Source organism: Stenotrophomonas riyadhensis (assembly GCF_040256885.1).
Classification (GTDB): Bacteria; Pseudomonadota; Gammaproteobacteria; order Xanthomonadales; family Xanthomonadaceae; genus Stenotrophomonas; species Stenotrophomonas riyadhensis.
Genome location: NZ_CP155568.1, coordinates 1,237,836 through 1,250,930, shown reverse-complemented (window position 1 = coordinate 1,250,930; position 13,095 = coordinate 1,237,836). Strand labels below are relative to the sequence as shown.

Sequence of the window (13,095 nt, the reverse complement as noted above, 5' to 3'; positions counted from 1 at the left end):
ATAAGTGGCCATAAGACCAACTTAGGACAAGATGCGAGGCGGTGATTGGACAAGGATTGACCGCGACCAAGAAATTCGTGCGCTCTCAATCGTCGCGGGAAAATGCAAATCAAGGCAAATCCTTCGAACGCCGCCACATTCTTGCTGGATACATCCAGCCCAAATCAGTGCATCACAGCCCACATCTAAGCGTTCCGGCGCGGGAAAAACACACGCTGCGGCCGAAAGATCCTAAGCAGCATACGCCGGAACGCAAGACACATGCGCTCAACCTTGCCTATCCTAAAAAAAGTAAAACCCAGGTCACGCCCTTCGAATTCAAACATCCTCCCTTCAGAAATTTCCCAAACATCACGTATTGAAAAATATGTTCTGAATAATCCCATCTCAATAGTCGATACGAAATGTGAACCCATACGATCCAAAAGTACCCACCGCATGCGATCAACTGCAGTCGCAACATTCGATGACTTGATGAAAAACGTCGCTTGGAATCCGCCAACATCAGCCCCGAGGCCAGACGCTCGAACAAAGATCCCTTCAACCATGAACTCATAGAATCTCACAAGCCTATCTCCCCTTGCTCAGCTCTTGATCCAGCCTTTTAGAATCAATCCTTCCGTCAACTCGAAAATAACCCTGAAATCCACCATCCTCCCCCATCTTTACGCCCGGCATAGGCAGGCCAGTCTTCTCGCTGATCGCACCCATAGTGCCATTCCATCTTGCAATATCAGACTGCTCAGCAGGTCTAGGAACCGGGTCAGGGATGTACTCTGCCGAATCAGCAACTTGCTCAAGCGTACCGGCCAGAGCTAGTGCGCCGACGCTGACCTTACCCCAGAAGGAGTGTCCCCTTACGCTCTCTGTCTGGTAATGCGGAAGTCCTTTGCCGCCCCCCTCTAGTTCATGGCCCACATGTTTGAGCTGGCCCTCCGCCCCGTGTGCGGATGTCTCAATCTGCCTCGCTACTTGTCTTCTGTCCGCTATCACGTTCTGCTGCGCCCGGCGCGCACTGACGGCCTGCTCCTGAGTCAGTCGTGCAATCTTATGGGCCTGGTTTGCGGTGAGTCTGACGAGCCATGCAACTTTTCCGGCTTCTCCATCAGAATCTACGTAGGTGTACGGATTCCCGTTTGCATACCGGTACCTATTGAACTGCTCAACCGGTTTCTGATACGCCGTCACCGGATCAACCGATAAGAACACACCCAACTGCGGATCCATGTACCGCTGCTGCATGTAGCTCAGCCCGGTAGCCGAATCGCTCACATGTCCGGTATACCCTGGTCCGTCCGTGACTTCCCCGCCCACCACGGCGCCGTAAGGCTCGTAGTCATAGCGTTTGACCACGGTGCCATTGGCATCGGTCTCGGCCACAACCGAGCCCAAGGCATCGGTGTGGATGTAGGTGACCGTCTCCTGGGCGATTGCGGCTGGCGACAAGCCAAAGCCGATCAGCAGCACGCAGCACAGCCAGGCGCCTGATGCCCCCAGCTTCCGAATTCGATCTTCAAATCCCCTCAAGCGGGTAAATACACCGCCTGCAACTCCCCCGAACCTGCGCATCCTTCCAATCCCTGAAAGAGCCTTGGAGCAAGGCTGGGTATTCATAGCACAGGAATGGCTGGCTGCAGTTGCCAGGTCAGGAACTGTGCGAAGAGCTAAGCGCCTGGGAAGCCGGTGGGGCGAGTAGGCCGCGAGACTCGGAAATCCTGGGCTGCCAGCCATGGGCTGGCACTACTGGAGCTGCCGGCCAGCGGCCGGCACTACCGGAGCACAAAAAAAGCCCCGACCACGGGCCGGGGCTTTCCATTACAACTGGTGCCGGAAACAGGAGTCGAACCTACATTTCATCTCAGTCCCGGGTCTGTCGGTCCAGCGATATCTCCGGTTCCGACCATCCTGTCCAGACTCTCCTCAAATACCTCACCATCTTCAATGTAGAGCTGGACTTCGTGGTCAGATGATAGCCGGATGTCCAGTACCCATACTTGCGGCGCGCCAGCAAGCGCATCGCACAGATCACCAGTCGACACCTCTAACGGCCTGTTCACCATCCGCTCTCGAAGATGACCCAAGGTCGCTTTTGACTCCGCTCCCGAAGGGACATCCAAATGCGATAGCAGCCAAATATCATTCGTGCTGAAGTTCTCTCTTAACGCCTCAACTACTCTGTCTCCCGTGATGGGGAAGTCCCAAGCGTTTACGGTCATGACTATCCGCCTCCGTTAAGCGGCCGCGCGGGTCCGCGTGAAGGAGTGCCCCCGGTAGCACTCGGCTCGTAAGGATGTTCGTGCGGGTTCGTATGACTGCCCGGCCGGCCGTGGTCAGTAAAATCAATAGTCTTTACCGGCCTCCCGTGACCGTCGAATTCTCTCGCCTGGTCGTACTTTCCATTTCTACCATCTCGCTGCCCCAGTTGCGTATGCGGGCCAGCCGCATCCGGTTCTGGTGCAGGCTCACCATTGGGCTTCGTGGGTAGTGGTCGGTCGGGGAAACGATTGGGTATTGGCTGCCCGTCGCGCCCCCGCCGAACTGTATCCCGACCTGCGGGACGTTCAGTGGGCCTCGAAGTTGGCCTTCCACTTGGCCCGCTCTCGCGATTCCCCCCGGATGTATCCTCACTGCGCTGGATGTTTCCACCAGGGTTGGGAACCGGGATGGGAAGGATGTAAGGGGCCGGCATCGGAATCGCCTGCCGTCCATCAGGATCTGTGAACTTGTACGGATTCCCGTTCGCATACCGATACCGATTGAATTGCCCAACCGGCTGGTCATACGCCGTGACCGGATCCATTGACAGGAACACACCCAACTGCGGATCCATGTACCGCTGCTGCATGTAGCTCAGCCCGGTGGCCGCATCGCTCACATGCCCGGTTTACCCCGGCCCGTCCGTGACCTGATCACCCACCAGAGCCCCATCGGGCTCGTAGTCGTAGCGCTTGATCACATTGCCGTTGGCATCGCTCTCAGCCACGACCGAGCCCAGGGCGTCAGTGTGGATGTACGTCACCGTGGTCTGGGCGATTGCGGTTGGCGACAAGCCAAAGCCGATCAGCAGCACGCAGCACAGCCAGGCGCCTGATGCCCCCAGCTTCCGAATTCGATCTTCAAATCCCCTCAAGCGGGTAAATACACCGCCTGCAACTCCCCCGAACCTGCGCATCCTTCCAATCCCTGAAAGTGCCTCGAAGCAAGGCTGTGTATTCATAGCACAGGAATGAACGGCTGCGGTTGCCAGGTCAGGAACTGTGCGTGGAGCTAAGCGCTTGGGAAGCCGGCTGGGTGAGAAGGCCGCGAGACTCAGAAATTGTGAGCTGCCAGCCATGGGCTGGCACTACAGGGTTCTTGCGAAGCCCCAACGCGACGGAGACGGGACATGAAAAACGATTTCCCTAAGAATGAATCATCACTTTCCTGCTTGATTTATAGATCCGCATGACGGTGAAAGACCTATCCCGCCGGCACACGCTCAGTGAAGCCCCGGTTCCCCGTAGCACGGGAGGGTTCGGCTGCGGAGCGTGCTGGCAGCCAAGCGGCTCCAGGAGTCGGAGGCGGACAATGCGCGACTGAAAGGCTGCCGTCCGAACGATTGCTGGCAAACGACGCCATCAAGGACGCCCTGTGGAACGCAGCCGGACCCGAATCACCGCCGGAAAACACGCCATTGAGAACCACAGCTCAGTGCGGACTACGACACTTTTTCGGAAGTTTCTCAACGACATGAGCGACACACACATCAAAGCGTGAAGTACACCGCTCGCTTACGATCTGCGACGAGGGCGAGCGGACCCTGAAATCGACCCAAAGAGAGCCATCAATATCGCCATCTTTATGCAGAGGATCTGGTCGTGCGTCAACAATGGTGACCTGCCAAGCCTCACCAGATTTGAATGCGGATTCCGGCGCAAGATTGACTGCATCCATGAGGCTCACGAAGTACCGCTGCGCCAGACCGACGCTGGGCGACTCATTTGTGACCAGAGCCTCGCAGCGTTCGCTTCGACAAGCAGCCAGAGTCACCGCTATTCCAATGACACTCACAGCAATCCAGAATTTCCTCGAGGTTGAATTGCGCATCATTTCCCCTTCAGATTCTTCTCAAGGCGCATCGAATCGAGCCTTCCGTCAACCCTGAAAACACCTTGAAATGATCCCAATTGGACCCTCGAAGTCGAGTCATTCCCCCTGATCGCATCCTCGTCCATCGCGCGCAGACTGGTACCTCGCCGATCTGCCATGATGTGCTGCTGTGAGTACCCCGGAAGATAACTACCCGTCCTGCCCTCTCGACTCCCGTTGCTCGCGTACCCGTCTCGCGCTCCGGCAAAATGAATAATGTCATGCGCGGCAGCACCGATACCATTGTCGGCAGACATATCAATGTACCCCCTGCGTCCACCCCGGGAATCAACCCCCTCGCCGGCAAGGGGGAAGTCCTTGTAGTTTTTCCCCGCGCCCAACTCCATGACGTTCGTCCCTGCGCCACTGGGCGAAGACAACACTTGAAGCCTTATCTTCATCCCTGAGAACTCGGAGGATATGGAGTCCACTCTCGCCTTGATCTGCTGGATGTTCTCCTTGGTTGCTTCCGCCCCCTTGAAGTAGACAGGAATGACAACAACATTCACATCCGTAAAATATATGGCGTCGGCACCATCAGGGTCCGCATATCCGTAAGGATTGCCATTCCCGTAGCGATAGCGATTGAACTGTCCTACAGGCTGCTCATACGCAGTCACCGGATCCACCGACAGGAACACACCCAACTGTGGATCCATGTACCGCTGCTGCATGTAGCTCAGCCCGGTGGCCGCATCGCTCACATGCCCGGTATACCCCGGCCCATCCGTGACCTGACCACCCACCACGGCCCCGTAAGGCTCGTAGTCATAGCGCTTGATCACGTTGCCACTGGCATCGCTCTCAGCCACAACCGAGCCCAAGGCATCCGTGTGGATGTACGTGACCGTCGTCTGGGCGATTGCGGCGGGCGACACACCCAAGCCAATCAGCAGCACGCAGCACAGCCAGACGCCTGATGCCCCCAACTTCCGAATTCGATCTTCAAATCCCCTGAAGCGGGTCGACACACCGCCTGCAGTTCCCCCGAACCTGCGCATCCTTCCAATCCCTGAAAGTGCCTCGAAGCAAGGCTGGGTATTGATAGCACAGGAATGAACGGCTGCGGTTGCCAAGTCAGGAACGGTGCGGGGGAGCTAAGCGCCTGGGAAGCCAGGCTGGCCGCGAGGTCTGTAATTCCTGAGCTGCCAGCCATGGGCTGGCGCTACCGGACCAGCACCTGCCCATTCCGCCGGTCATGGGCCGGCAACACCCCATCACAAACAAAAAGCCCCGACCTAGGCCGGGGCTTTTCATCAAACATGGTGCCGGAAACAGGAGTCGAACCTGCGACCTACGCATTACGAACCCAGCCTATTGACCCCGACTAGCGATCCAAGCGAGTCGCAGCTCAGCGGATCAGACCGACTCCGACCGAGCGGACCGGCATGGACCATTGCCACCGGTACGCTCTCGAGCGCTCGCCTGGCAAGCACCCAATGGGGTGTTCCGGAGACTGACCTGAACTGGCCCGACTGACGATAAGCGCCAACTAAGCCATGGGCCGAGGGTAGCTCCACTCCGCCAGTCCCAGATGCGGACGAGGATGAGGACACTTCTTATCTATAGGGTCACTCCAACGCTGAAGACCATACCGAGGAGCGTCGCACTAGATAAGCGACACTCATACGGACAAAACGTCAGCTAAAACAATAATTTATTCGCCTCCAAATGTGCGGTAAGTGGCACCTAAGCCAAACAGGCTGACCCTTAGCAAGTGTATCTGCCGGTGCGCTATCCTGAGCCCACGAGGGCGCTAGTGGGAGATCGTCGATTCCCGTGCTCACCGCCCAACACTCGGAATGAATCGCTGGAACGAAAAATAGCCAATACCACTCAGTCAAGGAGAGTTAAGTGGACCCGCTAATGGCAGCCACGAGCTTCGCAACCATCGTTGGGCTTCTCAGCAACTACAAGAGCGAAAGCTCAGGAACGCAGCTTTCCGAGTTTATTCAATGGCTGCGAGATAAGCGGCACGAGGATGTCGCGATTGACATCGAGCGCAACCAGATGCTCGCAATCCATCTCAAATCAATACTTTCGCTAAATCATCAAGAGCTGCTCCTGCGGCTTGATTCGCTGGACGAAGTTTTAGCATCCGTTGCTTCCCACATACAGACCTTTTCTGATCTAGCCGAATCCATAAGGCCCAGCGGCACTCTTTCCGCCCAAGCAATGTCAATTGTCAAGCAGTTCGCCGATTCCGGGGCGAATGAACTCTGGGAACACAAATCCATCAACTCGACGCGATATCATTTTATCAGCGGCGCAGGGCAGCTCGACGTTCAGGAACCAAGATTCATTGAGGATGACTTGAATACCTTGGTAGAGCTTGGATTATTCAGACTCGATTACGGCAGCAAGGGCACCCGTAAGTTTATTATCACGCGCCAAGCAGTCCAACTTGCCAACTCAGCTGGTTAGCGCGCTCGATACTAAAAGTCTATCCGCTCAAGCTACTCGACACCCCAACTCCCCTGTTACGTATAAACAGAAGCCGCAAGGACGATTTGCTGATGAGATTCAAGCAGCCATCCGGAATCGATGCCAACGCCGTAGGCGTAATATTTTTCGCACAATGTCTCGACGAACTACTGTACGAGTACACTCCGGCAACATATAAACCCAGAGTGATGAGCCCCGGCAGCCTAGGCGCAGAGGCACTTTCAATAATTGAGCATATAGAAGCTGGATCTATGGATAGGAACCGGCTCACGCCTGTACTTGAGGAGCTGGCGTCGATAATCAAGTCAGACAATGTAGCAAAGCGACTACTACCCTTTGAGTCGGAGTTCTACTTATCGCTCAGCGCGGAAGATAAGCTAGTTGACATCCGGTTGAGGCTATCACTACTAATCAACGTACTCAAAGGGCCGAAATACACTGCCGAGCTACAACATCAAATAATCAAGCTTTGTGCATCTGACAGGCAGAAGATGCATATCCGCACCTCTGCGAAGAGCTGGGTATCTGCCATGCTCTCACTGGGATACAGCAAGCAACACATTGCCACCCAGACCTCAGTGTTCTACGACGGAACTGCAGGACTGTCAGATCCAGCGCACCTCGCCACCTTCTTTCGCTCCTTTGACATGCGATCGCACAAGTATGACGTGCTCTTCGTAGCACCCAAGATAATCAAGGAGACCGAGTCCTCCGCTCAATACTTCAGAATTTACTTGCCGGATAATGAGGACGAAAGAGTCACAATTGCTCATCGTGAGGATTTTCGTGCCAATGACGACGAACTCCTTGTCGCGGTTTGCGACGTAACAGCGAAGGATGCATATACCGCGAAGAACGATGCTGAGAAGCGGCTAGAACGCCTATCCGACATGTTCGCGCTCTTTCATCACAAGCGCAAAATTCACTGGCAGTCCAATGCGCTATCTATTGATGGCAATGCACTGGCCGTCAGGGTCAGTGCAGCTACATCCGGCGCAAAACGATCTCGAGACAGCCTGCCAACAAGGGCCTCACAGAAGCTGGCCGAGGCGATGAATGGACTTAGCTTTGCTGATCGACAGTCATTTGATCGCTTCATTAGCGTGGTAAGGCTGCATGGGTCAGCCCAGGAAGCAACCAGCTCAGAGGCTCAACTCATCAATCTATGGACTGGAATGGAAGTCCTGGTACCAAGAGCTTCAGGCTCAAAGCTTCGAGAGGTGCTGAGGCTCATCATGCCGTTCCTCAATCATGGGTATTTTAACCGCCTACTGTTTGCTTTAGCGGGCGACCTTTATCGCTGGAATCGCAAAGGCACCTCCAAGCTTCTCAAGCGAGTGCAGCAGCCAGACTGGAAACCTCACCAGAAGCTAGCACTTGTACTGCTTGGCGGAGATTACGAGGAAATTCGCAGCGACCTATACAGAATGACAGAAGGTTATGCCCTCCTCATGAATCGCTGTTTTGAGATGTCAAAACTAATCTCCAAGAAAGACCATCTCAATGAACGAATCATTGAACACGAGAGACGCATCACCTGGCAGATCGAGAGGATTTATCGCGCACGCAACTCAATCATTCACGACGGAAAATCACCAAGCCAGACGGATGCACTAGTCGAGAACGCGCATGAATATCTCGACGGCTTCATTGATAGGTTTATAGACTTGTGCGCTCGACACAAGTACGCCAAGACTCTAGACGAAGCGATTGAGTTCCAGTCCAGATATCACCTAGCTTGGAGGAAAAAGCTTCGCGCACACGGTGAAGTCACCCCCTCCGATCTCCTCGAAGTCTGTGGACTCGACGCGCCTTAACGGCGAGGACTTTAGCGTACCAGCGATGGTCTGGAGGCACGCGAACGCTGAGGGATCAGCGAACTTGATCCCGCGCTTCCGGTGAAAGCTGCCAGCTTGAAGCTCATTCAGACCGCCAGTGAACGGATGCCTCCCCTCACTGGCGGCAAATTTGCGGCGAGGCGTCTGAAGAAAATTCGGAGAAGCCTGCTTGCCATAGCCGCCACGCAGCACGCCAGTGCGTAAATCCTTGCGAGCAATTGACGCTTCATGTCTAAGCCAACCCAATTACCAGCGGTGCTACTGCTGGGACTTAATTCCTTAGCATCATCCACGTCCAACGATCCATGTAGCTGTCCCGGTGATTGCTTTATGCATCCTTGAGCATATCGGTCGCAGGGGATGAGACTTGAACGGCGAACTTTCTTTGCCGCCCGTACAAGGCCGAACACCACCGTACGCTTCATATATGGCCACCATGTCTTGCGACTGCAGGCACCGGCTCATACACCGCCGCCCGCGTCCTGCGTGCTGAACTCAGGCAGCATGCGCTTTAGTAGCGCTTAGCATGGAGTAGACGGCAGCATTCCTTCCGTTCGCGAAAGTGACGGTCAGCCCTGCCCGCACTGGCACCTGGTCGGAAGGGACAGACTTGCGCTATCAATGCTTAAACCACAACTGCATCACCCAGATCTCCGGCTAATGATCACGTCACATAGGCTCGGTATGACGCGGATCGGCAGCAGCGCTTCATACATGGCAGAGGCCGCAAGGGCATGCAGAGCTCCCGAGACAGGGTCCTAACGGACGCGAAACCGGTGTGCCTCCAGAAGGCCGGAGGATCGGCTACGAGGGATCCAGCCGAGGGAGAACTCGTAAGGAGATGCAAATTGAACACCAACTCGTACCCTCCCGGGGGGGCGTCGGGGCGGCAGCGCCTGCCGGAAGCCGACCTCTAGAGCGCTAGGATCTCCGGGCTGTGAGGCCTCGATGTCACGCTTCCCTATATATGTTAGAGCTTATAAATAAGAGCTAATAAATATTAGGGAAGCGTGACATCTCGGCCAGTGCTGGGAGCCTCGCCTATTCTTGGCTCTTGCGTTTCTTCCCATCCCGGCGCTGTTTGTCCCTCTCGCGCCTCTGGATCACCTTGGGATCCGCTGCCTCCTTAAGCACCCGGTGAAGCTCCTGATCCGTCATAGCGGCCCCACTGCGCTCTCGCTCTCGCTGTCGACGCTTGCGGTCTCGGGCCGCAATACGCTTACGCTCCTTCGGAACGTCCAGCACCCCGAACCGCTCCTGGACGCCTTCCTCGACTTTAGTTCGCAATTCGGTGCAACGCTGGGCTACCGGACATTGGCTGCAGATTGCGTGCCCTTCGGTGCGCATACCAAAGCAGGCTGGATCGGAGGGCCCGGGGGCATCAAGCACCACCGGAGTGCGCGACGTGTAACCCCCTCGGTGGGACTTAGCCTCATCGACGAGCTCCTGCCCAAACCGGCGCGTAGCCTCTGCTTCCGAAATCAGCTGCTCGACGCACATGAAGCGGCTAAGCAACACCGGCTTGCGAGCACGTCCGGCCTTAGCAATCTGCTCCTCGATCCACGCCAGGGCGTCCAGCTGCTGTTGGTCGCCCACAAAGTTAGCCGCATAGAATCGCGGGTCGAAGTCCTTTGCAAAGGGATCGAAAGTACCTTCGGCCCGCTTCTGCTCCAAGCGCTCGATCAGCATAGGCAGCTTGGAGTCACTGCAGAGCTGGTTCGGCCGGGGCAGCTGTCGCGTCCCATTAGCGTCCGCCTCCAGCATCAGCTCAATGACGAAGCGCTCGTAAGGAACTCCCATTGCATCCGCGCGCTGTCGCGCTCGCCAGATACTAGCGAAGTCGCCTACCTCAAGGCCACTAATAAGGCTCGGGAACCCCTGCGGCTCGCGTCCCTTACGTCGCAAGAAGCGATGGACGTAGTGTTTGCGATACGCTTCATAGAAGCTCTGCGTGCGCTCGTACGCACTCATGTATCGGTACGTCAGATGTGCAGATCGCGCAAAGTCCGGTTCTTCATTGAAGTCGCTCGGCGCAATCCACTCCCGTGCTTGGACCATCTGCTCTGTCGCCAGCGCTTCAGACCCAGCCCTCTTTGCCGCTGCCAATTTCTGGGCACGACGATATGCTGCCATTGTCATTGTTGGACCTCATTTCTGATAACCCGGCCAGGACCGACTAGATGGTTGGCGTGACGCGCGCTGCGTCACGTTCCGGTAAGCGCTGGGTGCGAAGGACCCTTCCACACCTAGCGCAGGAACTACGTGCCGTGTGGAGTGCGGGATTCCTTAACGGCTGACGAGATCGAGCTCCATGACGTGCAACTGCACATCAGCAGAAACAAGCATCGCAGGCGTGATGCGCTTCTTGCCACAGTGGCGCAGGTAGGTCACGGCACGCTGAACGTAGTCGCGGTAATTGATACCGGTCATGTCGACCATCTGGCGAGCCTTCCAAATCGCACGGAACATCGAGGCATCGCATACGCGCAGGTCGAAGCGACGGTCAGTAGTCCCGATGTAGCGCTGCAGCATGTTCGCAAACTCAGTAGTGACATCGAATGCAGTCATCTCGCCGTAGATGGAGGCGCGATGGATTTCGCACGCCTTATCCGCGACCAGCTGCTCACCACCCATGATCGTTTCAGAAATTGAGCTCTGCGCGGCGTGCAGCGCGTCCCTGCCCTCGCGCTGCGCGGCGAAGAGGCGGGTGGAACGATCAATATTGTTGTGCTTGTGCATAGTAGCTCTCCTAGTTGATAGCGGCTGCGAAATTGCCGTCGCTGGAAACAAGGTTGCCAAGCGAGTAAGTGGCGGACCCATTGAATTCAACTAGTCCACCATCTTAGGATGTGGCATGACCCAACTGCCGCACGCCGAATTCAAGGCGCTAATGATCTTGATCAATGGGCTCTCGAGCGATCTCGAGGCCCGCTTGAAGACATACAAGTTGTCTACCTCAGCTTTCCTGGCACTAGATGCGATTGCCCGGACAGAAGTAGGAAGTGCGTATCCGATGACCCGTGCCAGTCTTGCTAGGATGATCAACACAACACCCGGATCAATGTCAGTGCTCGTCTGCCGCATGAAGCGCGACGGCCTTGTGACAGAAAAGTCGCTGAATGAACGTTCTAAAGCGCTTGCCACTACGAAGCTAGGTCGCTCGATGTTGGCCGGAGGATCGGTCGCTTGGGAGGACACCTTCGACGGTCTTAGCGAGGCGCTCTCGCCCACGGCGAAGAAGCAGCTGCTACAGACCGTGGCTAAGCTGAACCTAATTCGTACGCATGAACAGGATGAGGGGCGCAGGGTTGCTCACATGCGCACACTGTCGAAGAAGGAAACGAAGATCGCAGTAGGGAAGCATCAGGAGGAATCGAGGGCTGCTGCTTCGCGAGCGCGCGCCCGGTTCGACTGAGCATGCCTGTATGGAGTTGTCCGTACCTCGCTTCCACTTCGTCGGGCAGGCACTGCGTTCTCCGCGTACCGCCTAGGACTTCGCGACTTGGATGCGGATGATCCTGACCCTCTGCTTGATAGGAGCGTCAGCAATGCCAATCAATCGCGTCATAGCGCTCGTCGGACTGAGCAGCTGCATCCCTGCATGCATAGTCGACGGAGCGCCCCACATCGCGCGGCAGGGCGTGCCAGTACGCTTCTGACTACGGATAGCATCCTCAATAGAAGATGGCCCCAGATCGCAGACATTCGCACATACGAAAGGCCCGCTGACATCTCTGCCAACGGGCCCGATCAAGCTAGCGAGCAAGTTATCGAGGGCGAATGCCGAACCCAAGCAAGACAGCCCCAGCGACGGTCAGAGCTTGCCCCACAGCGAGCGCGTGCATGTTCGCGATGTTGCTGTAGCTGCTTGCTGATGGGTTGATAAGGAAGTAGAGCCCGATCCCAAGCCCAGCTAGGCCCAACACCACGCACAACGTCGCAGACCCAAACTCCTGCCCTGCGCTCGCGGTAGCGCGATTCGATTCAACAACTGCCTTGGGCAGGTCCGTGTAGCACTTAGGACACTTCGCGGATGATCTACCCGAGGGGATGGCAGCACGGCAAGCCGGGCATTGATAGAGATTGATTGCTGAATCGCTGGCTTGCATGTTCTCTCCTCCATGATTGGATGTGCGAGGGTTTCCGACATCAGCCACCGGTTGAGCTACCCATCTGAGCGTCCTTAACCAGATCACGCAGTGCAGCGCGTTGCTCATCGTCCAGGCTGTACTCGGTATCGCAGACCCGTACCTCGATCCTCTTGGCACCGGTGAAGGCCCCTACTTCTGCCAGGGTCATCTTCTTGCCGAACGAAAGGATGGCGTACTCGTATCGATTGAAAGCGGGCATGTCACTGGGAAGCGAAACAGCCTTTCCATCCACGAGCATGTCAAAGCTCGTACCGGCACAGCGAACGTCATAGGACATGTTGAAGGTGACGATAGCCGAAACGGTGAAAGAGTCCGACTTCGTTACAGCGCGGTCTCCGTCTACCACGCTCTTCAGGCTCAGAGAAATGCCCCTGCTGGTCTTGGACAGCTCCGATAGCTCCACCTTGGCCTCGTAGGAGGTTCGATCCTTGAAACGGTCGTAAGACCGCTGTTGTTGAGCCACTCCCTCCCCGGGAACAACAGCCGTCAGCACCAACGACATGACGGCAACATGCGTAATCCGGTTCTTCATC

General features: G+C 56.2%; 13 protein-coding genes. 4 read left to right on the top strand and 9 right to left on the bottom strand.

Annotated elements, in window-relative coordinates; all coding sequences use genetic code 11:
- Positions 1-56: 56 nt before the first annotated feature.
- Positions 57-362 carry a hypothetical protein gene (locus SriyCCGPB3_RS05880; RefSeq protein ID WP_153856799.1) on the top strand — a complete coding sequence of 102 codons (306 nt, stop codon included), beginning with the start codon at positions 57-59 and terminating at the stop codon, positions 360-362.
- 208 nt (positions 363-570) lie between these two features.
- Here SriyCCGPB3_RS05880 and SriyCCGPB3_RS05875 read toward each other — a convergent pair whose 3' ends face one another.
- The 6 genes from SriyCCGPB3_RS05875 to SriyCCGPB3_RS05850 form a co-directional block, all read right to left on the bottom strand.
- Positions 571-1,467, bottom strand: a complete 897-nt coding sequence (locus SriyCCGPB3_RS05875) for an RHS repeat domain-containing protein (protein ID WP_248859677.1) — start codon at positions 1,465-1,467, stop codon at positions 571-573.
- Between the two features lie 386 nt (positions 1,468-1,853).
- Entirely contained in the window at positions 1,854-2,216 is a 363-nt protein-coding gene (locus SriyCCGPB3_RS05870) for a hypothetical protein (RefSeq protein ID WP_153857083.1), read from the bottom strand.
- 2 nt (positions 2,217-2,218) lie between these two features.
- The gene (locus tag SriyCCGPB3_RS05865) at positions 2,219-2,830 is read right to left on the bottom strand and encodes an RHS repeat-associated core domain-containing protein (RefSeq protein ID WP_239496531.1); all 612 of its coding nucleotides are present in this window, start codon (positions 2,828-2,830) and stop codon (positions 2,219-2,221) included.
- Between the two features lie 54 nt (positions 2,831-2,884).
- Positions 2,885-3,070, bottom strand: a complete 186-nt coding sequence (locus tag SriyCCGPB3_RS05860) for a hypothetical protein (protein ID WP_239496530.1) — start codon at positions 3,068-3,070, stop codon at positions 2,885-2,887.
- 617 nt (positions 3,071-3,687) lie between these two features.
- Entirely contained in the window at positions 3,688-4,086 is a 399-nt protein-coding gene (locus tag SriyCCGPB3_RS05855) for a hypothetical protein (RefSeq protein WP_162622014.1), read from the bottom strand.
- The gene (locus SriyCCGPB3_RS05850) at positions 4,086-5,099 is read right to left on the bottom strand and encodes an RHS repeat-associated core domain-containing protein (protein ID WP_248859675.1); all 1,014 of its coding nucleotides are present in this window, start codon (positions 5,097-5,099) and stop codon (positions 4,086-4,088) included. The genes SriyCCGPB3_RS05855 and SriyCCGPB3_RS05850 overlap by 1 nt, the downstream gene beginning before the upstream one ends.
- Before the next feature lie 895 nt (positions 5,100-5,994).
- Between SriyCCGPB3_RS05850 and SriyCCGPB3_RS05845 the strand changes: the two genes are divergently transcribed.
- Positions 5,995-6,552, top strand: a complete 558-nt coding sequence (locus SriyCCGPB3_RS05845) for a hypothetical protein (protein WP_329813163.1) — start codon at positions 5,995-5,997, stop codon at positions 6,550-6,552.
- Between the two features lie 92 nt (positions 6,553-6,644).
- Positions 6,645-8,390 (top strand): hypothetical protein, encoded by a 1,746-nt coding sequence (locus SriyCCGPB3_RS05840; protein ID WP_153857058.1) that lies wholly within the window; start codon positions 6,645-6,647, stop codon positions 8,388-8,390.
- 1,062 nt (positions 8,391-9,452) lie between these two features.
- Here SriyCCGPB3_RS05840 and SriyCCGPB3_RS05835 read toward each other — a convergent pair.
- The gene (locus SriyCCGPB3_RS05835) at positions 9,453-10,544 is read right to left on the bottom strand and encodes a hypothetical protein (RefSeq protein ID WP_329813165.1); all 1,092 of its coding nucleotides are present in this window, start codon (positions 10,542-10,544) and stop codon (positions 9,453-9,455) included.
- 153 nt (positions 10,545-10,697) lie between these two features.
- Positions 10,698-11,150 (bottom strand): hypothetical protein, encoded by a 453-nt coding sequence (locus tag SriyCCGPB3_RS05830; protein WP_153857060.1) that lies wholly within the window; start codon positions 11,148-11,150, stop codon positions 10,698-10,700.
- A 115-nt stretch (positions 11,151-11,265) separates the two neighbouring features.
- Here SriyCCGPB3_RS05830 and SriyCCGPB3_RS05825 point away from each other — a divergent pair, with 115 nt between their 5' ends.
- Entirely contained in the window at positions 11,266-11,826 is a 561-nt protein-coding gene (locus SriyCCGPB3_RS05825) for a MarR family winged helix-turn-helix transcriptional regulator (protein WP_153857061.1), read from the top strand.
- Between the two features lie 734 nt (positions 11,827-12,560).
- Here the strand turns inward: SriyCCGPB3_RS05825 and SriyCCGPB3_RS05820 are convergent.
- Complete coding sequence (locus tag SriyCCGPB3_RS05820) at positions 12,561-13,094, bottom strand: hypothetical protein (RefSeq protein ID WP_153857062.1); 534 nt, start codon at positions 13,092-13,094, stop codon at positions 12,561-12,563.
- Position 13,095 lies beyond the last annotated feature (1 nt).

Bases quoted from the DNA above. Each gene is read 5' to 3' on its own strand.
- SriyCCGPB3_RS05855 (WP_162622014.1), bottom strand. From the start codon at position 4,086: ATGCGCAATTCAACCTCGAGGAAATTCTGGATTGCTGTGAGTGTCATT.
- SriyCCGPB3_RS05820 (WP_153857062.1), bottom strand. From the start codon at position 13,094: ATGAAGAACCGGATTACGCATGTTGCCGTCATGTCGTTGGTGCTGACG.
- SriyCCGPB3_RS05865 (WP_239496531.1), bottom strand. From the start codon at position 2,830: ATGGATCCGCAGTTGGGTGTGTTCCTGTCAATGGATCCGGTCACGGCG.
- SriyCCGPB3_RS05840 (WP_153857058.1), top strand. From the start codon at position 6,645: ATGAGATTCAAGCAGCCATCCGGAATCGATGCCAACGCCGTAGGCGTA.
- SriyCCGPB3_RS05825 (WP_153857061.1), top strand. From the start codon at position 11,266: ATGACCCAACTGCCGCACGCCGAATTCAAGGCGCTAATGATCTTGATC.
- SriyCCGPB3_RS05845 (WP_329813163.1), top strand. From the start codon at position 5,995: ATGGCAGCCACGAGCTTCGCAACCATCGTTGGGCTTCTCAGCAACTAC.
- SriyCCGPB3_RS05870 (WP_153857083.1), bottom strand. From the start codon at position 2,216: ATGACCGTAAACGCTTGGGACTTCCCCATCACGGGAGACAGAGTAGTT.
- SriyCCGPB3_RS05830 (WP_153857060.1), bottom strand. From the start codon at position 11,150: ATGCACAAGCACAACAATATTGATCGTTCCACCCGCCTCTTCGCCGCG.
- SriyCCGPB3_RS05835 (WP_329813165.1), bottom strand. From the start codon at position 10,544: ATGGCAGCATATCGTCGTGCCCAGAAATTGGCAGCGGCAAAGAGGGCT.